15 protein-coding genes are annotated in these 18,853 nt (G+C 45.6%); 10 read left to right on the forward strand and 5 right to left on the reverse strand.

Annotated elements, in window-relative coordinates:
• Positions 1–176: 176 nt before the first annotated feature.
• Positions 177–3,386, reverse strand: coding sequence for an efflux RND transporter permease subunit (locus tag PATL_RS02080; protein WP_011573330.1), 3,210 nt, complete (start codon positions 3,384–3,386; stop codon positions 177–179).
• An 8-nt stretch (positions 3,387–3,394) separates the two neighbouring features.
• Positions 3,395–4,543: an efflux RND transporter periplasmic adaptor subunit gene (locus tag PATL_RS02085; RefSeq protein WP_081429916.1), complete on the reverse strand. Its 1,149-nt coding sequence runs from the start codon at positions 4,541–4,543 to the stop codon at positions 3,395–3,397.
• 319 nt (positions 4,544–4,862) lie between these two features.
• Between PATL_RS02085 and PATL_RS02090 the strand changes: the two genes are divergently transcribed.
• The 4 genes from PATL_RS02090 to PATL_RS02110 all read left to right on the forward strand — a co-directional run bounded on the left by PATL_RS02090 (position 4,863) and on the right by PATL_RS02110 (position 8,646).
• A complete protein-coding gene (locus PATL_RS02090) occupies positions 4,863–6,461 on the forward strand; it encodes a M28 family metallopeptidase (RefSeq protein ID WP_232283320.1) in 1,599 nt (532 codons plus the stop codon).
• Positions 6,462–6,532: 71 nt separating this feature from the next.
• On the forward strand, positions 6,533–7,075 hold the full coding sequence (locus PATL_RS02095; protein ID WP_011573333.1) for a DsrE family protein: 543 nt from the start codon (positions 6,533–6,535) through the stop codon (positions 7,073–7,075).
• A gap of 270 nt (positions 7,076–7,345) precedes the next feature.
• A complete protein-coding gene (yggU, locus tag PATL_RS02105; protein ID WP_041713181.1) occupies positions 7,346–7,654 on the forward strand; it encodes a DUF167 family protein YggU in 309 nt (102 codons plus the stop codon).
• Positions 7,655–7,776: 122 nt separating this feature from the next.
• Complete coding sequence (locus PATL_RS02110; RefSeq protein WP_011573335.1) at positions 7,777–8,646, forward strand: ATP-grasp domain-containing protein; 870 nt, start codon at positions 7,777–7,779, stop codon at positions 8,644–8,646.
• A gap of 60 nt (positions 8,647–8,706) precedes the next feature.
• On the opposite strand, the gene PATL_RS02115 is transcribed toward PATL_RS02110, so the two are convergent.
• Positions 8,707–9,174 carry an Lrp/AsnC family transcriptional regulator gene (locus PATL_RS02115; protein WP_011573336.1) on the reverse strand — a complete coding sequence of 156 codons (468 nt, stop codon included), beginning with the start codon at positions 9,172–9,174 and terminating at the stop codon, positions 8,707–8,709.
• A 141-nt stretch (positions 9,175–9,315) separates the two neighbouring features.
• On the opposite strand from PATL_RS02115, the gene PATL_RS02120 reads away from it, so the two are divergent.
• Both PATL_RS02120 and PATL_RS02125 read left to right on the forward strand, forming a co-directional pair.
• On the forward strand, positions 9,316–10,134 hold the full coding sequence (locus PATL_RS02120; RefSeq protein WP_011573337.1) for a tryptophan 2,3-dioxygenase family protein: 819 nt from the start codon (positions 9,316–9,318) through the stop codon (positions 10,132–10,134).
• Complete coding sequence (locus PATL_RS02125; RefSeq protein ID WP_041713186.1) at positions 10,134–11,276, forward strand: aminotransferase class V-fold PLP-dependent enzyme; 1,143 nt, start codon at positions 10,134–10,136, stop codon at positions 11,274–11,276. Before PATL_RS02120 ends, PATL_RS02125 begins: the two co-directional genes overlap by 1 nt.
• Before the next feature lie 67 nt (positions 11,277–11,343).
• Here PATL_RS02125 and PATL_RS02130 read toward each other — a convergent pair whose 3' ends face one another.
• Positions 11,344–11,973, reverse strand: a complete 630-nt coding sequence (locus PATL_RS02130; protein ID WP_011573339.1) for an HAD family hydrolase — start codon at positions 11,971–11,973, stop codon at positions 11,344–11,346.
• 334 nt (positions 11,974–12,307) lie between these two features.
• On the opposite strand from PATL_RS02130, the gene PATL_RS02135 reads away from it, so the two are divergent.
• From PATL_RS02135 to PATL_RS02150, 4 genes are all read left to right on the forward strand, one after another.
• A complete protein-coding gene (locus PATL_RS02135; protein ID WP_011573340.1) occupies positions 12,308–12,724 on the forward strand; it encodes a hypothetical protein in 417 nt (138 codons plus the stop codon).
• A 285-nt stretch (positions 12,725–13,009) separates the two neighbouring features.
• Positions 13,010–15,361 (forward strand): TonB-dependent receptor, encoded by a 2,352-nt coding sequence (locus PATL_RS02140; protein ID WP_011573341.1) that lies wholly within the window; start codon positions 13,010–13,012, stop codon positions 15,359–15,361.
• Between the two features lie 206 nt (positions 15,362–15,567).
• A complete protein-coding gene (locus PATL_RS02145; RefSeq protein WP_011573342.1) occupies positions 15,568–16,314 on the forward strand; it encodes a ferredoxin--NADP reductase in 747 nt (248 codons plus the stop codon).
• Between the two features lie 199 nt (positions 16,315–16,513).
• Positions 16,514–17,194 carry a hypothetical protein gene (locus PATL_RS02150; RefSeq protein ID WP_011573343.1) on the forward strand — a complete coding sequence of 227 codons (681 nt, stop codon included), beginning with the start codon at positions 16,514–16,516 and terminating at the stop codon, positions 17,192–17,194.
• A gap of 37 nt (positions 17,195–17,231) precedes the next feature.
• On the opposite strand, the gene cysG is transcribed toward PATL_RS02150, so the two are convergent.
• Positions 17,232–18,620 (reverse strand): siroheme synthase CysG, encoded by a 1,389-nt coding sequence (gene cysG, locus PATL_RS02155; protein ID WP_011573344.1) that lies wholly within the window; start codon positions 18,618–18,620, stop codon positions 17,232–17,234.
• Between the last annotated feature and the right edge of the window lie 233 nt (positions 18,621–18,853).

Here is an 18,853-nt window from a genome sequence, read left to right on the forward strand (position 1 = left end):
ATATATTGAAGTATGACGTTTTATTTTTATTTGTGGTTAAAGAATATACGTTATTTTAGCGTGTCTAGCATCTACTAAAGTCTAGTTGCTAAGGGTATCGGTCGCGTTGATGAAATATTAAGAGCAGAGACGAAAAAAGCGCCTTAAGGCGCCTTTTTCTTCTTACTATTAATGGGTTAGCTATTCTTTATTGCTTGATGCTTCTCGCGCTTGCGGCTAAACAAGCGACCAATCGCAGCAAAAATAGCTCTGAAAATATTCTTAATATCCTCGAGTATCAAATACAAGCAAGGCACGAGTATAAGTGTCACCATAGTCGCGTACATTACCGCAAATCCCAACGCGACCGCCATGGGAATAACGAACCGTGCCTGTAGGCTGGTTTCGAACATGATCGGCAATACACCGGCAAACGTGGTGATTGATGTTAAGGTGATTGCCCTGAAGCGAGCGCAACCAGCGTTAACCACTGAATCTTTAATGCGAACGCCCATAGCACGTTGTTGGTTAACAAAGTCTGTCATAACCAGGCTGTCATTTATTACCACCCCTGCGGCGGCGATAATGCCGAAGGTCGACATCATGCTTAGATCTATACCAAACAAGAAATGCCCCCAAATAGCACCCGTTAAGCTAAAGGGAATAACAGACATGATAATAAGCGGTTGGCCGTAACTTTTAAGCGGTGCTGCGAGCAGGATGTAGACCATGATTAACCCTGCCACCAAGAACATAAGCTGCTGGCTTTGCTGTGCTTGCTGCTCTTCAATGGTGCCACCTAGTTCGGTTTTTACCCCTGGGAACTTTTCTTTCATTAGAGGCAAGAGATCTTCTTCTACCGTCTGCACTACCTCATTTGGCTCTACTTCTTCTTCATCAATTGAGCCAAACACATACACGCTTCGGTATCCGCCTTCACGACGGATGTAGTTGATCCCCGGTTTTTCGGTCAGGCTCACTACATCCCCAAGCATGACCTCCCTGCCAGCAGGCGTGGTAATAACCGCGTATTTTAACTCGGCAAAACGTTCCCGGGTTAGCTTGGGGTAGCGCACCATTACGCGCACTTCGTCACCGCCGCGGATCACCCGCTGGGCTTCACCACCGTAAAAACTGGCGCCAACTTGGCGCGCAATGTCGGCTAGGTTTAAGCCTAAGTCGTAAGCCACAGGCAGCAATTGCATTTGTACTTCTTTGCTAGCAGGGTCGATTGACGAACTGATATCAAACAGTCCATTTGTTTGCTGCAACATTGAGATAAACTCACGCCCCGCAGCGTTTAGGGTATCTATGTCACTGCCAAATAGCATGTAACCAAATTCACCGTCGTCATTGCCGCCGCCATTAATATCATCGATGATAGTAATTGACTTCATACCTGGAATTTCAGGTAATTGTTCGCGCCAACGCCTAGCAAGCTCAAACGCGTCAAAATGACGGTCTTCTTCGTCAACCAAGGGAACTTGTACCCGACCTTCAGTGCGACCACGGTTGAATACCATAATGTCGCGCATCATCGAACTGCCGTATTCTTCGATGATTTGTTTATCTACGTTGATGACCATACTTTCTATGGTGATCAAAGCGTTGATTACCGCTTCATCTGGCACGTTTTCATTCATTTCAAACGAGATACCCGGAAAGTCATGAGGCACCTTGGGTGACGGGATCATGCGTACGTAGTTGGCAGACACCAACCCCCAACTGATAACCAGCACAGCAATAAAGATACAAAAAACGAACCAGCGCCATTCGGTGCATCTTTCTACAAAGCGTTTGTATTTTCCGTTTACGAAACCAAAGAAGCGTTGGTTAAAGCGGGCACGCCAACTCGTTTCTTTCACTGGGGTAAACTTCATGTGGGCTAAGTGAGCCGGCAGGATCAGTTTTGACTCTATGAGGCTAAAGACCAGACATAAAATGACCACACAGGCGATTACGTAGAAAAACTGACCTTCAGGGCCGGTGGAAAACAAGGCCGGTGCAAATACTGCAATGGTGGTCAGTACGCCGAAGGTGGCAGGCGTTGCCACCCGTTTCGCCCCGCGGATAACACTCTCAGCGCCGCCGCCTCTTTCTTCAATTTCACTGTATGCGCTTTCGCCTATGACAATGGCGTCGTCCACCACTATCCCTAGCACCATAATAAATGCGAAAAGTGACAGGATATTAATAGTGACTCCAAAAACCGGCATCATCATGATGGCGCCTAAAAAGCACACGGGTAGACCGAGCATAACCCAGAATGCGAGCCTGAATCGCAAGAAAATGGTGAGCATAATTGCCACCAAAATAGCACCCTGAAATAAATTGCTGAGCATCATGTCTAGACGAGCATTGAGGTAGTACGTCATATCCACCAGGACTTTGAGCTGCAAGCCTGCGGGTAAGGTCTTATTGCGCATCTCAATATATTCTTTTACGGTTTTTGATACCGGAATGGTGCTCTGATCTTTGGTGGCCTTTACCGACATATATATGGCGTTTACACCAGAATATTTATAGTAACGCTGGCCTTCTTCAAATCCATCCTCAATGGTGGCTACGTCGCCTAAATAGACTTTAGCACCCGTTTCACTGATTTTTATTGGGATCCTGCGAAACTCGTCGCCACTGTACATTTGGTTTTCAACACGAACGGCGACTATGCCTGAATCAGTACGAAGCTCGCCAGCGGATATGTTGGCTGAATAATTTTGTATTGCGAGCTGCACATCCCCTAAAGTGAGGTTGTATTTACGCAATACATCCGGCTGAATTTCAATCGCAATTTCATCTTCTGGTGCATCCACGCTCACCAGTGAAATATTACTGAGATGAAGGAGTTCATCTTCAATTTTTTTAGCGATAGGTTTTAGCTGCGTAATAGGTAGGTCACCCACTAGAGACATTTCAATCACATCTTGTTGGAACTCAATTTGTGAAATGTCCGGCGGCTCCATATCTGCAGGGAAAGTCGCAATACTATCAACCCGCGCTTTTACCTTATCAAGCACATCGGTGAGTTCTTTATTTTCCTGTATTTCTAAGGTTACTCGGCCACTACCACGGAATGCCCTTGAAGTCGCTTTCTTGATTTCGGTGATGTCCTTTAGTGACTCTTCAATTTTGATCAAAATACTTTCTTCGATCTCTTGAGGCGAGGCACCACGGTACACAGCACTGATATTAATGTAGTTAATTTCAATGTTCGGAAACATTTGGCGCTGGATCGTAAAGTAGCTAAACACCCCCATAATAATGATAAAAATCATCATCAAGTTGGCGGCTACTGAATTATTGGCAAAAAACGCGATTAAACCCGTTTGCTTAGGCTCGAAGGGGTTTGGTAGCTCAGGGTCTTCGTGAGGAACATCTGGGCGAGGAGCGGAATCTTCTGTAGACATACCTTCTCCTATTTCGCTTTCTGAGCGGTTAGCTCACTGGCTGATTTTCCACTACTGACTTTGACTTCCATGCCTGTTTGCGGGTATTCAGGCAGGGTCGTTACAATATTGTCGTTGTCAGAAATGCCTTTACTGATAAGCAAGTACTCGCCTTCCTCGCGAAGAATTTCGACTTTCTTAGGTTGTAGCTTGCTGTCTTTGTCCATTATCCACACCGTCTGGTTATTAACCAGCGCCTGAGGTAAGCGATAAATGTGCTCTAGGGTACGTCCAGGAAAACTAACCTGAACATAGTTACCAAATTTGAGGGCTGGCAAATTGCTTTTCAGGCTGTATGGATCGTTTACCCGAACCACTAATTGACTCATGCGGGTTGCTTGATCCACTACGCCTAAATCACGTGAAATTAATCCGGTACGCTCAATTGGACTGTAACCGTTGGTCACAACTTTGGCTTCTTTTTCTGCTAGGTCGTCGGGTAAAAATTCGCGGTCAAAACCAGCGATTGGGAAGATGACCTCAGCCGCTTCAACATTATATATTTCGCCTACAGAGGTACCTTGAGAGATAAATTGGCCAACACCGATATTACGGCTGATCACGAGTGCATCGTAGGGGGCAATAACTTCACAGTTATCTAAATCGCGTTGAGCAATTTTTAGGCTGGCTTGTGCTGATTTCAAATTTGCCTGAGCGCTGAGCAATTGAGGTTTACGTAAATACAAATCAGACACTTTACTGCTTGGAAGACTTCTGGCTTCTTGCTCGGCAACGTCAGCACGGGCTTTTTCTTCTATTAATTGGGATTGGGCCAAACTGACATTGGCCTGTGCTTGTAAAAGCGCTGCTTCGTAGGCATCTTTTTCGATGCTAAACAAAACACTGCCACGCAAAACTAACCCACCGGCGACAAAGCTGGGGTGCCAGCTAATCACTTCGCCTGACACTTGGGCAGAAATCATAGTACGCTCTAGAGGCTGCACTTCACCGTGGTTGGAAATGACAACTTGATAATCTTCTGCATGGGCAGTTTCTACTGTAATCGTAGGGCGTGTATCGACAAGCTCTTTCTTCTCGTCTTCGGAAGCGCTGACTTCTATCAACGTCATTCCACCAAAGCCGGCGATAAGTGCTAGAAAGGGGAGTAGAACCTTCATCCATCTATTGTTCATTGGGGGGAAAAACCTTATTTGTGTGTTTCGTTATTATTATAATGAGTCGTTGAACGTGAATAGTAGTTGTACTTTTCATTCAACGAGTACTTCTAATTGTAAACAAAAGTATATCGGTTAACATCTGTCATTCCTATTTACTTATTCTTTTTTTTACCCATAAATTAACGTTAATTTTATCGCTAATCTCAGTAAAATTAACATGTTAACTTCGCTTTATTGGTGAAGTGCATCTAACCGGATCTAACGTATGAATTGCTCAATGTTACACCATAAGTTTTACAAACTTGTTAAAGCCAGTGCTATGCTAGGCCTTGTTTTGGCGCCCTTTTCGCTAAGTGCTCAAGATAAAGAGCACGACGTTAATCTCATCAACGTGGCACACCATATCGAGACGCTAGCCTCTGATACCTTTCAAGGAAGAGGACCCCTAACGGAGGGGGAAACCTTAACGATTAACTATTTAGCCAAGCAGTATCAAGCGATGGGGTTGCAGGGCGGGAACCCACATGCACAGAAGTCGTCACCCGTAGCACAATTCCTACAACCTGTGCCCATGGCGCAGATTACGCCTGACCAAAACATGCGTTTACAAATAGGTGAGCTGTCTTTTCTCGCAGGAAGCGACTTCACCGCACGTACCGAACAGATGAACCCACAGATAACCCTTAACGATTCTGAATTAGTATTTGTCGGTTACGGGATCAACGCACCTGAGTATCAATGGAACGATTACGCCAATGTAGATGTGAGGGGCAAGACGGTTATCGTGTTAGTTAATGACCCAGGCTTTGCCACACAGAACCCAAGTGTGTTTACTGGCAATGCGATGACTTACTACGGTCGCTGGACATACAAGTACGAAGAAGCAACTCGTCAGGGAGCAAAAGCCGTGCTGATTGTACATGAAACTGCGCCAGCAGCTTACCCATGGAGTGTGGTAGAAAGCTCAAACACGGGTAGCAAGTATACATTGGTTGATAACGAGCAAAATAAATCCAAGTTACCGATTATGGGTTGGATACAGTTGGCCGCAACAGAGCAAGTGTTCGAACAGTCAGGCCTCAATTATCAACAACTTAAAGCACAAGCATTGCAGAGCAATTTTAGTCCAGTGACGTTGAAGCAAACTGCCAATTTGCGTCTTAAAAACACCATTAGCCAAGCGACGTCACACAATGTACTAGCAACAATTACCGGCAGTAAATACCCTGACGAATACGTATTGGTAGGCGCACACTGGGATCATTTTGGTACTAAACAAACCGCCGATGGCGATATTATTTATAATGGCGCCGTAGACAATGCTTCTGGTGTTGCTGGCACATTAGAAATGGCGCGTATGCTCAAGGCACAACATGATGTTAAACCATTCGAACGTTCCATTTTATTCATTAATTTCACCGCAGAAGAAACGGGGTTGATTGGCTCAGAGCAATTCTCAAAAGGGGATATCATCCCTACCAAGAAGATGGTTGCCTTGCTTAACATTGATGGTATGAACGTGTTGGATAAAGTGGATTATATTCTGCAGTACGGTGACGGTTTATCCGACATGGAAGATTACCTTGCAAACGCAGCCAATGCGCAAGGGCGGCGAGTAAAGCTTGATCCTCGCCCCCAGAACGGCTTGTTTTTCCGCTCTGATCATTTTTCAATGGCTAAACAAGGTGTTCCGAGCTTGTTGTTCATGAGCTTAGGGGACACAGACCCTGATTATATCGCCCATAAATATCATAAAGCAGCAGATGACTTTTCAGCTGATTGGTCACTGGGTGGCGTAGAGCAAGACATTAAATTGATGGTCAATATTACCGCGACGTTAGCAAACTCGAGAGACTGGCCAAAGTGGAAGATGGCCTCTGACTTTAAAGCGAGCCGTGAAGCTGACTTAGCCAAGTAATCTGTGTAACAATTACTAACTAGTGCGCATCAAAGCGAGCAAGCATATAACCGTGCGATAAATAGAGAGACATGATGGGTAAAGTAAGGTTTGTGGTCTTAGCCATAATAGGCAGTGTCACTTGGGGGAACGCATTTGCAGAAGGCTTTGCAGATGGCCCTGTTATTTTTGGTTACGGACAACACGCGCCAGTAAAACAGGACGTTACATTACCAAAAGACACGGTATTTAAACTGACTTTTGATATTGACCAAGCAGGCAAAGAGGGAGCACTCAATCGCGGTATTGATACGGTAGCGCGTTTCATCAATATGCATGTGGCGAACGGCGTGCCGCTGGAAAATCAACATCTCGCTATGGTGATCCATGGTAGTGCCAGCAACGAAATGCTTAATACGAAGGCGTATAAGCAAAAATATGGCAAACCCAATCCAAATGCTGAACTGCTCAGCACCTTGATAGCCAATGGTGTGCAAATCATGCTGTGCGGGCAATCGGCTTATTATCATCAGATTGCCAACGATGACTTAATCGATGGCGTTGATATGGTGCTATCCGCTATGACCGCCCATATGTTGTTGAATCAACAAGGGTATTACGTGAATCCTTTTTGAGGGGAGAGTGCTTACCACTATGTAGATAATTTGACGCATATCCATAATCAAATTTACTGCACGTGATAACTTAAAATCGATGAACGATTCAGCGATTCAAATCGGCTTACCTTGCGCCTATCCGTTGTTGTGTCAATGGATCGGGGTTGCTCTCATTTTGGCTTTTGTGTTGGGCTTAGTTGCAATTGTTTACTCTGTATTAAAAGATAAAAAACGCCAAAAAATGAAGCGTGAGCAAAGGCGCCAGCAACGCGCCCAGGAGAAGAAGCATTGAAGAGTAGCGCTGCTCAGGTGATTGATGGTGATTTGCACTTGCGTATTTATACACAACCCAAAGCGTCTCGTGACGAAGTGGTGGGCCTCCACGGTGATGAGCTTAAGGTTGCGATCACCGCACCGCCTGTTGACGGTAAAGCTAATACGCATTTGATTAAATATTTAGCCAAGCAGTGCGGCGTGGCTAAATCGAAAGTGGTGATTACCAAAGGCCAATTAAACCGGCACAAAACAGTGCTTATTTCAAAGCCGCTAATCATACCTAAGGCCATTCAACAACATGTCGCAGATCACAGTAGTTAACCTGAGTTAACGCTTACCTGTGTTAGCATCGAATGCATGAATGATGAAGTTTTTGTATTTAGATTATGAACAGTTTGAGGTTGTGAATAATTTGATGTTATGAAGAATGAGGTTCAAATACTATGAAACGTTGTGCTTTTTTATCTACCGATAATCTAGAAGGGTACTTTGTTTACGACGAACTATTATACGAACCGCTAAAGCAACAAGGCTGGCAGGTTGAGGCGGTGTCTTGGCACGATAACACAGTGGATTGGGATCGTTTTGATGTGGTAGTGGTGCGCAGCACGTGGGACTATCAACAGCATGCCAAAGCGTTTATGCGGTGCTTACAGCGAATTGAAGATTCTAGCGCTATATTGGCCAATAGCTTACGGTTATTAACGTGGAATATTAGTAAAGAGTATTTAAAAGATATAGCCAGTCAGGGGATCGCAATTGTGCCCACCCTATGGCTGGACACATTCGATTTAGCACAAGTCAGCGCAGGTTTTGAGCGTTTTAATTGTGATAGGTTGGTGATCAAACCGTGTGTTAGCGCTAATGCTGATCACACTTACATGCTCGACCGAGAGCAGTTACTTGCCCAATCAAAAACTCTTGCTGAGGTCTTTAACGGGCGGGCGTTTATGGTTCAACCCTTTGTTGAAGCCGTGGTAACCCAAGGGGAGTATTCGCTCTTTTACTTTAACGGTCACTTTAGCCACGCAATTTTAAAAACACCTGAGCCAGGTGATTTTAGAGTACAAGAAGAGCATGGTGGCAGTTTACAAGCTGTTGAGCCTGATGAAGAAATGCTTACTCAAGCTCGCCATACTATGGCGTCGCTGCCAGATGATGCCTTGTATGCACGCATCGATTTACTGCGTTATCAAGGTGAGTATGTGGTGATTGAAATTGAGCTGATTGAACCGAGTCTGTACTTCAATATGGATGCTAACGCTTCAGCTAATTTTGTTGAGGCTTTCATGGAATCATTTGGGAAAGGTTAGCGCTTTATCAGCCGGCGAGCAGGATTTTTATCTGTAGCTGAGCCAGCAATTATAAGCCAGCTATGGCAACATGTTTGAATATGGCCCATTATTTTTGACCATACGCGTGGAGATCGAAGTATTAAAGCGTTGTACGCCGGGTAGTCTGCTCAACTGTGCCCTTAACAGCTCGTCAAATGCCTCGATGTCAGTCGCAAGTATCTCCAGCACATAATCTGAATCTCCAGTGACAGCATGACAAGAGCGCACTGAAGCGTGTTCGATAATCGCCTTTTCAAACGCCTGATAATGTTCAAAATCGACCACCACATGTACCAATGCCCGAATGCTTAAGCCGAGCGCCTTGGTATTTAGTTGGGCGCTATATCCTTCAATAACCCCTGCCGATTGCAATTGCTGCACTTTATTCCAACAGGGTGTTTTACTGATACCTAGGGTATCACCTAGGTTTGCGAATGACATGCGACCATCTTTTTCCAAGGCATTGATGATTTTTATACTGCTTTTATCTAACACTTGTTTCTTCATATGTGAAATAACCAGAACGTTGTTCTTAAAAATCGCTTTCAATCAGTATAAATAGAACAATGTTCGAAGGCGAGTACTCTAGCATGATAGGCATTATTGACGTGTGACGTCACGCAGCCAAACTGAGCAAGGATAATGTCTATGAATAAGCCTGTAACGCCCGATACTATTTTTCGCCAAAAGTACCATGCCCTACTTGATAAACCAGAGATGCTTGATTACGGCACTTATTTACATTGTCAGCAGTTACTGAGTGCGCAAAAACCGTTAACCGAGCTGTGCAATGGCGACGAGTTACAGTTTCAAATAGTGCATCAAGTGGAAGAGTTGTGGATGAAACTCGCCATTTATACGCTGGTGGATGTATTGGAATTCATGCAGCAAGAAAACACCTTACGAGTGGTGACTTTGATGAAGCGAGTCAGTTTTATTCAGCGCATGATGAGTCAGCAATTGGATTTACTCGAAACCATGTCCCCAAAAGAGTATCAGCAAATTCGTTTGCAACTTGGCAATGGTAGCGGCCAAGAGTCACCTGGTTTTCGTACGTTATTGAAAATGCCAACCGACTTATGGAGCGTGTTCAACGAGCAATACTTAGTAGGGCGAAATAAAAACATCGAGCAAGTATACGATAGCCAATACAGTCACGACGAAAGTTACGTTGTGGCCGAGTGCTTAGCTGAATTTGACGAGCAATTACAAAAGTTTCGTAGCCTGCATATTTTTTTAATTCAACGTTCAATTGGCCTTGAGGCTAAGTCGTTGAAAGGGCGAGCCGTGACGCTATTGGAAAATGGCGCGAAACATCGATTTTTCCCTGAATTGTGGCGGGTGCGTAGCAGCATGACGGACAGCTGGGGCAGCGCTTATGGTGAAGTGCGAGAGTCAATCCATGAGGTTAATAACCAAGTCGGTGGAGGTTGCCCATTTCATCAAAATCCTAGTGAGGCCCTATAGTGCAATATGCCAATCAGCAGTTTTCTTTACCTAAGGGGATGTATCTACTCAGCCATTCGGTGGGTTGCATGCCTGTGCTGACACGCAGCTTAGTGGGACAAACTTATTTCGAACCTTGGCAGCAAAAGGGTGGGGATGCTTGGCCGCAGTGGCTAACGATTATCGAGCAATTTTGTGAGGAATTGGGCACCTTGTTTAATGCCAGCTCAGCGGATTTTTGTCCTCAACCCAGTGTTTCAAGTGGGTTGAATCAATACTTGCAGTCCCTTGGGAGCGTTCAGTTAAAAAACGCCGGTAAACCCGCAACCCACAAGCGCACAGTATTAATGCATGCGTCAGCATTTCCGTCTATGGGCTTCGTTGTTCAAGGGTTGTCAGCTTACGGTTTTGAGCTGACGTTAATAGACAAGGATATTGACCCGAATGACGTTGCAGCTTGGCAAGCTCACTTAACTGAAGATGTAGAGGTGGCATTGATCACCCATGTGCACTCAAACAGCGGTGTGTTATCAAACGTAGCTGATATAAGCGCCCTGTGCCGGGCAAAGAACATTCGAGTAGTTGTGGATGTGGCGCAATCGGTAGGGGTTGTGCCAATTGATTTACAAACGTGGAACGTTGATGTGATCTTAGGCTCATGCGTCAAATGGTTGTGTGGCGGACCCGGAGCTGGCTTTATGTGGATAAACCCAAAGCATATTAATGCACTTGAACCAAAACAATTGGGCTGGTTTTCTCATCAAAACCCGTTTGAGTTTGATATCGAACACTTTGCGTTTGCAGACGCAGCAAAGCGCTTTTGGGGGGGCACGCCGAGTATCTTACCCTATGCCACAGCGCTGGTAGGTGTGCAGCAAGTCAACCAAATCGGTTCACAAAGCTTATTCGAACACAGTAAAACGTTACAAAGAGTCGTGCTAGCCGATGCCGCCGAGCATGTGTTAACGCCGATTGATGTAGCGCAAACAGGCGGTACTTTGTGTATGCATTTATCAGAGCCTAAGCTCACCCAATTGGAAAGCGACTTGCACGCAGCCAATGCGTATTTCGATCGAAGGGGCGATTGTCTGCGCCTGTCGTGGCATATTTACAACACAGAGCAAGAGGCACAACGTGTTGCTCAAATGTTTAAGGACTTGTAGGCAAGCACGGTCGGCAAAGCTTCGGATTTGCCTTCATATTTCAAGGCTAATACTTGATGATGAAACGTCATCGTCGTACTTTGCTTGTTTTTAACGCCGCTAAAAATTCGCTGAAGTGATTAAAGACCCAATCGGCCTGGTCGGCATATTCTGGGAGTTCATCTGGGGCATATAAACAAGCAAGCATACCTGCGTTTTTCGCTGCTTGAATGTCATACAGATAATCCCCTACGTAGGCGAGTTGGTGAACGGGTAATTGCCACAATGTGGCGATGTGCAATAACGCTTGCGGATCAGGTTTAGGCGCAGCGTCTTCTCTGGTTACTATGGGATCAAACAGCGAAGCATGGTGTTTTAGCTTATGTTGAGTGGCGGGTTGGCTATTGCGCGTAACAATAGCGACAGGTTGCTGTGAGCTCGCCAGGCACTGAATCAATGGCAGGGCGCCGTCTATCCACAGGGCATTTTGCGCGTCTTGCAGTTCGTAATCTGCCACAATTCTATTCGCCACTATTTGCTGCGCTTCGTCTAATCCTTCGATAAAACGCAATATGTCTTGTTTCGGTGGGCAACCGACTTGTTCGCGCAGGTATATGAAATCTAGCTTTGAGGTCACCAATGTACCATCAAGATCAAAGATGAAACCTTTGATTTGATTGATAGGATGTGGGTTGGTTGGGCTTGTCCGGTTAATCACTTTTCTCCCTAGTCAGAGTGGTCAGTCTACGTGCTTGCTTCTGATATGCATCGTGTTTCGTGGTTAGCGCTATTTGGTTCAGTCTTATTCAACGTGGCCAACATGTCATTCGACGGGCTAAAAATGCCGTTCGTCGCGTCACAGTAAAAACAGTCATTTGCGGTGTAATATTTTTCGTTTTTCTCGGTCTGGTGCTGTATCTACTTTTGTTGTAGTTATCCTGCCAATCGCTGTTGTACAAGCAGGCGTGGCGCTTTTTTAAATTCACTAACGCCGACATAGCGACCAGCTTACTATTAATAAGCTGTAAATAGTGACAATCAAGGAATCAAAAATGAGTGAAGCGGTATCTAACGATGTAAGAACCCGTCTACAGTGGTCTTTATTGGCTCTACGCCTTGGGGTGTTTATTGTGATGTTTATTTGGACAATGGACAAATTCGTTAACCCAGGCCATAGCATCGCTATCTTCGATAAGTTTTATTCTATTCCTGGTTTAGGTGAGACGGTTGCCTACATTATGGGCGCTTTGCAGCTACTGCTGGTATTGGCGTTTGTGACGGGCATTAAAAAACGTTTCACTTATGGGCTCATTTTCTTAATGCACGGAGGCTCTACGCTTTCAGCTTTTGCTCAATACTTTGATGCGTTCAATAACCTATTGTTCTTTGCTGCATGGCCTATGTGGGCAGCATGTTTCGCGCTATACCTACTACGTGACGAAGACACTAAGTTTACATTAGGTAAATAGCCTGCTTTTTATCACTTCATACTTGCTTACTTGATATTTGAGCACTACATGTAGTGGCCACTGAGTCAGTAAAAAAAAGCCGATAGTGTCACTTCAAACTCATCGGCTTTTGCGTTTTTATAAGCTGTGCTTATTCACCATCATAAATATAAAATATTCAATGTTATTAAATAGTTGCCATGATCGGTTACGTCATCTATTTGTCATAAAATGGTCATGTAAGTTTCGCATTTACTGAGTACCTTTGCTGCGCTTATATCGCAGTCACTCTTAAATGGAACACACATGACAACAATAACATCCTCTATTTTTACCGTTAGTAAGCTAGCCCTTCTTGTTGCAGGGGTTATTGGAACGAATGCTTACGGGCAGACGTCACGTAATCAGCATCAAATCGAAGAAATTACCGTGACGGCGCAAAAACGCGATCAGTCAATTCAAGATGTGCCTGTCAGTATCAGTGCCTACGATGGTGCGTTGCTTGAGAGTTTAGGGGTTGCCGAGCTCGACACCTTATCCGAAATAACCCCTGGTTTGGTGATTCAAGAACAAAGCCCGAACAACCCGGGTTTCGTTATTCGGGGGATTACCTCAGACAGTGGTTCGTCACAGGCGGCGCCTCGTGTGTCGATTTACTATAACGGTGCTGACGTATCCCGCTCTCGGGGCTCGTATTTTGAATTGTTTGATATAGAGCGTATTGAAGTGGTTAAAGGCCCGCAAGCGACCCTGTTTGGCACGGCAGCATCAGTGGGGGCGTTAAGTGTTATCACCCGTAAACCCCAAGAAGAATTCGGTGCAGAAATAAAGGCCAGTGTGGGCAATTATTCAGCTGAAACCCTCAGTGGGTTCGTGACTGGCGGCAATAGCCAAGTGCAGGGGCGATTGGCCTTTAGCTATCGCCAGCGTGATGGTTTCATTCGTAATATTGCAGGGGAAGCGGGTTCGCAAAACCCTGACGGATTCGATCAGGAAGACATGCATGGTATTGAGCGCACAGCGTTTCGCCCGTCGCTACGTTTTACACCCAGTGATGAGCTGACCATAGACTTAGTTTATACCCACGAAAAAAATGACGACACGGGAACATCGTTTAAAAATGGCTTATTTGCACCCACTGGTGGCGATACCAGCGCATTTAGTTTTGTGGAAATGTCAGGTAGTCCATTATCCCAAGAGGTGTTTGGCCGCAAAGATTTGGGCGTAGAACGCACCGTTGACGATCTGAACCTAACGGTTAATTGGGACATTAACCAAGACTTAACGTTTACCTCAATTTCCGCTTCTCGTCGCTTTGATTCACTGGAAGTATTTGATGCCGATGGCACGCAAGCGTGGTTCTTAGAATTTGCTGAAGATGCCACTGGCGATCAATTCAGCCAAGAATTTCGCATGATTCATCAAGGTGACAAACTGACTACTATCGCCGGTGTGAGCTATTTCACCGAAGACGGTAGTCAAGCAGTGCCATTTAGCTCAGAGGAATCTGTCTTTTTGAACTGCCTAGGGGCCTTTGCTGCTCTTGCGCAGCCATGCGTAGCAAACGATGGCTCTGTTCCTGTGCTCACGCCCATTTTAACTGAAGGGGCTGCTCAGCTTTTGCCGTATCGTTTAGAGTTTGAAAACTACGGCGAGACCGATGCTTACTCGGCGTTCGCTGATGTGACTTATGCCGTGAATGAGGCGCTAGAGCTAACCGCCGGTTTACGCTATGTGCGTGAAGACAAAAAAAGTGGTTATCGCTCAGATGCGCCTGCAAGTGTATTAACTGGCAGTGAACTGTTTACCGTGGACACAGAAGGTCAGATTTTCCGTGCTGAAGAAGACTACGATGATTGGTTGCCACGCTTTAATATGTTGTACGTCTTAAATGAAGACATCAATATGTACGCGACCATTTCTAAAGGTCGCCGCTCTGATGTGTTGAATGTGACGTCAGTTCGCGGGGAAGATGGCTCGGGTGAGAAGTCTGTTACTGAAATCCCAGCTGAGATCATCTGGAACTACGAAGCGGGCATCAAAGGACAAGCGTTCGATAAATCTGTGAATTATAACGCCTCGGTGTTTTATCAAGACTATTCAAATTTCCAAGTTACTTTGTTAGATGACGAGGGCGTGGCATATGCCGCAGATGCTGGCTCGGCGACCAATGTTGGCGCTGAAGCAGAAGTGCGTGCCCTGTTAGGTGCTGATTTTGAGCTATTCGCTAATCTAGCTTATTTAGATGCAACCATAGACGACGACAGCACAAACGGTGACCTAGCGGGCAATCGCTTTCGCTTGCAGCCGGAATGGACAGCCAGTGTCGGCATGTTCTACGCGACTGCACTTTCGCAAGGTTATAACCTAACGAGTTCTTTAGTGTACAGCTACCGCTCAGACGTGTTCTTTGAACCGGCGAATGCACCAATATCAGGTTTAGACATCAGTGAAGATTCCGTCAGCTTAGTCAGTGCCCGCATCGGTATTGCAGGTGCGGATGAAGATTGGGCAGTAAACTTGTTTGCCAGTAACTTGCTTGATAAAGAATATCTAGTGGACGCAGGTAATACCGGTGGCGGCTTTGGCAACCCAACTTTTGTCGCGGGGGCCCCACGCTTTTACGGCATCGAGTTCAAAATGCGTTTTGGCGAGTAGATAAACGTATGACCCGCGCTCTGTGCAAGTATGCACAAGAGCGTCAGTAACAATTGAAAGCCTGTACCCCGTTTCAGCACGTCGCTAAAACGGGGTTTTTAGTAAAGGGAGACACCGTAAATTCAATATTGCGGAATATAAATTCCTCTGCATCAACAGAATTATCATGGTAGCGTTTCAACTCAGTCTATTTAGTGGGAGGTTTTATGGCACAGTGGTTAGACGCAAAGGTCACAAAGCGGATTGATTGGAACGACCATCTTTTTAGCTTACGTTTTCAGTGCGCTGATTTTCCTGAATATACTCCAGGCCAATTTACTAAAGTCGGCATCGCTCAAGATGACACCGTCATTTCTAGGCCTTATTCTTTAGTCAGCCACCCACGTAGCAGCGAATTGGAAATTATGGCTGTGCCGGTAGAGGAAGGCATTTTGTCACCTAAATTACATGAATTACGTGAAGGTGATGGGCTAAAGGTTATGGCACCAGCGACGGGCTTTTTGGTGTTAAATGAAGTACCAGACAGCGACAATATTTGGCTGATTGCCACAGGCACAGGAGTTGGGCCTTTTCTATCTATTCTTGCGGGCGAAGAGATTTGGCAGCGGTATAAAAAAGTCGTTTTAGTCTACGCGGCCCGGTATCAAAATGACTTGGCGTACGGCGAATTTATTCAACAGTGTAAAAGCCAACACTCAGTTCAATTTAGTTACCTACCTATTGTCAGTCGAGAAGAAGGTAAAGGTGCATTGCACGGGCGTATACCTGAATTATTGCAATCAGGAGCTATCATCAACACAGCCAATACGCCCTTAAGCGCCCAGCAAAGTCAGGTCATGTTGTGCGGCAATCCACAAATGATCGAAGAGGCTATGGCGACGCTAAAAAACATGGGGCTGAAGAAGCATCTACGTCGCTCACCAGGTCAGATTACGCAGGAGCGTTACTGGTAGTTTTCGCGCGAATGCCAGCTGAATGTTAAGAATAGGCGCGAAAATATGGTAGAGTGCGCGCCAATAAAAAGCGCATCATTTGCTTATAGCTGATTATCTTTTTTCACTATGCTTAATCTCTGAAGCCGCACTCACTGATATTTTACTCTATGAGTCATGACTCAATGATCCCACATTCTCATTACACACTAGGTATTCTATGACCCCTTGGACGCAAATCAACAGCGCGCAAATACCGAATAATGGCGGTGAACTGACGTTACATCAGCGCGGTAAAGAATTTTCAATTCGTATCGCTGGCAAGCGCGGTGAATTGATGAATAGCCGTGTTTTTAATTCCGAGAAAGTTCTGTCTCGAGTTGGCTGCGGTCATTTGAAAGATGTGGACAACGCCAATGTGCTGGTGGGCGGTTTAGGCATGGGGTATACATTAACTGCTGCCTTGAGTGTGCTGAATAAATCGGCGAGTGTCACGGTCGCCGAGCTTATTCCTGATGTTGTTACGTGGAACCAAGGGCCATTAGGGCAGTGTTCCGGCTACCCATTGAAAGACCCTAGAACCCAAGTAAAAGTAGGGGACGTAACCAAGCTGTTAACTCTACAGAGCGAAACGTATGACGCAATTTTGTTGGACGTAGACAACGGCCCAAGAGGGTTGACGCATGCTGATAACAACTGGATATATTCAGAAGTGGGGCTCAAGGCTATTTTGCAGATGCTACGGCCAAAAGGCGTACTGGCGATTTGGTCTGCGGGCCCAGATTATTTATTTGAAGTGCGCCTTAAAAATGTCGGCTACAAAGTCGATACGCGCATCGCATCAGCCAGAGCAGATAAAGGTATCAAGCACACCATCTTCTTAGCTAAAAAGCCTGAATAGCCGGGTGACATGATAAGAGCAGTGAACGGCGTTGACCTTAAGCGTCAGCGCCAAACCAGTTAAGTTTCTCTCGTAAGCTGACCACCGAACCAACAATGATAAGCGCCGGTGGTTTAATGCCGGCTTCTGCCACTTTTTGTTGAATATTTGCTAAGTTACCGGCCACGACTTTTTGCTCTGTGGTCGTTGCCGATTGCACCAGTGCAATTTCAGTGGTGTCCGGTAGGCCATGCTGAATGAGTTTCTCACAAATAACAGGCAAGCCTGTTAACCCCATATAGAATACAGTGGTTTGTTCAGGCTGGGCCAGCATGGGCCAGTTTAAGTTGATGCTGTTATCTCGTAAGTGACCAGTAGCAAATACCACCGACTTGGCGTGATCTCTGTGGGTCAGGGGAATGCCAGCGTAACTGGCAGCACCACTGGCGGCTGTAATGCCAGGCACCACTTGGAAGCTCACGCCTTTTTCCACTAGGGTCTCTATTTCTTCACCGCCGCGACCAAATATAAAAGGGTCGCCGCCTTTTAAACGCACGACTCGATTCCCCTTTAAGGCTAAATCGGCCAGTAGCGCGTTAATTTCATCTTGTGGCACGGTATGCAAGCTGCGGGCTTTTCCCACGTATATTTTCTCTGCATCCCGGCGCACCAGTTCTAATATTTCTTTGGATACCAAGCGGTCATACACGACGACGTCGGCCTTTTGCATTAGGCGTAGCGCGCGAAATGTTAGTAAGTCTGGATCGCCTGGACCAGCACCGACCAAGTACACCTCTCCTTTACCCGAGTCATGCTCGTCAAGGGCAAGTTTGTCTTGCATCATCTGTTCGGCTTTGCTGTTGTTGCCTTGTAGAACCTGTTCGGCGACATCGCCATCGAGGATATCTTCCCAAAAGTAACGGCGTTTTGTCACTGAGTTAAAGCGGGCTTTAACGGTTTCACGGAATTTTTCTGAAAACTGCCCCAGCAAACTGACCTTTTGCGGAATAACAGACTCGAGTTTCTGGCGTAAATAGCGCAGTAGAACAGGCGCAACACCGCCGCTGCTCATGGCGATAATAATCGGCGAGCGGTCAACAATTGAAGGGGTAATAAACTGACACAAAGGCGTATTATCAACCACATTCACCAGAATATTTTGTGCCTTAGCTTGGTGATGGATATCTATATTTAATTGGCTGTCGTCTGTGGCGACAAAGACTAATTGTTTGGCCGTGAGGTCACTCGATTCGTACCCACGAGTGTGCAGTGTGACTTGCCCTTCATCCGCTAAGCGTTGCACCGTATCACAGGCCCAAGGGGCAACCACTGTGATAGTGGCTGAGGTTTTTAACAGCAACTCCACTTTACGGGCAGCCACTTCCCCTGCACCGACAACGAGACAGTTCAGCTCTTTAGTATCAACAAAAATAGGGAAATATTGCATAGGGCTCGCTAACGCTTAAAACTCTTAATATAGATGCTATTCTGCGGGTTCTTCTTAGTTAAATAAAGCATTGTAATCAGAAAAGATATTCTTTTTAGTTATGATGGAAGTGGTTCTCATAGCCTTAAGCAAGACTTTTTAATAGGCATAAAAAAAGAGGCCACTGGCCTCTTCTTATATTGTTAGCAATTTCACTTTTATTCGCCAATTAGAGGCGCATAAAAGGGCTGCGT

Source organism: Paraglaciecola sp. T6c, assembly GCF_000014225.1.
Classification (GTDB): domain Bacteria; phylum Pseudomonadota; class Gammaproteobacteria; order Enterobacterales; family Alteromonadaceae; genus Paraglaciecola; species Paraglaciecola atlantica_A.

Coding starts and splice junctions, on each gene's coding strand:
- cysG (WP_011573344.1), bottom strand. CDS start 18,620: ATGCAATATTTCCCTATTTTTGTTGATACTAAAGAGCTGAACTGTCTC.
- PATL_RS02095 (WP_011573333.1), top strand. CDS start 6,533: ATGATGGGTAAAGTAAGGTTTGTGGTCTTAGCCATAATAGGCAGTGTC.
- PATL_RS02140 (WP_011573341.1), top strand. CDS start 13,010: ATGACAACAATAACATCCTCTATTTTTACCGTTAGTAAGCTAGCCCTT.
- PATL_RS02150 (WP_011573343.1), top strand. CDS start 16,514: ATGACCCCTTGGACGCAAATCAACAGCGCGCAAATACCGAATAATGGC.
- PATL_RS02090 (WP_232283320.1), top strand. CDS start 4,863: ATGCTAGGCCTTGTTTTGGCGCCCTTTTCGCTAAGTGCTCAAGATAAA.
- PATL_RS02085 (WP_081429916.1), bottom strand. CDS start 4,543: ATGAAGGTTCTACTCCCCTTTCTAGCACTTATCGCCGGCTTTGGTGGA.
- PATL_RS02110 (WP_011573335.1), top strand. CDS start 7,777: ATGAAACGTTGTGCTTTTTTATCTACCGATAATCTAGAAGGGTACTTT.
- PATL_RS02115 (WP_011573336.1), bottom strand. CDS start 9,174: ATGAAGAAACAAGTGTTAGATAAAAGCAGTATAAAAATCATCAATGCC.
- PATL_RS02145 (WP_011573342.1), top strand. CDS start 15,568: ATGGCACAGTGGTTAGACGCAAAGGTCACAAAGCGGATTGATTGGAAC.
- PATL_RS02135 (WP_011573340.1), top strand. CDS start 12,308: ATGAGTGAAGCGGTATCTAACGATGTAAGAACCCGTCTACAGTGGTCT.
- PATL_RS02120 (WP_011573337.1), top strand. CDS start 9,316: ATGAATAAGCCTGTAACGCCCGATACTATTTTTCGCCAAAAGTACCAT.
- PATL_RS02080 (WP_011573330.1), bottom strand. CDS start 3,386: ATGTCTACAGAAGATTCCGCTCCTCGCCCAGATGTTCCTCACGAAGAC.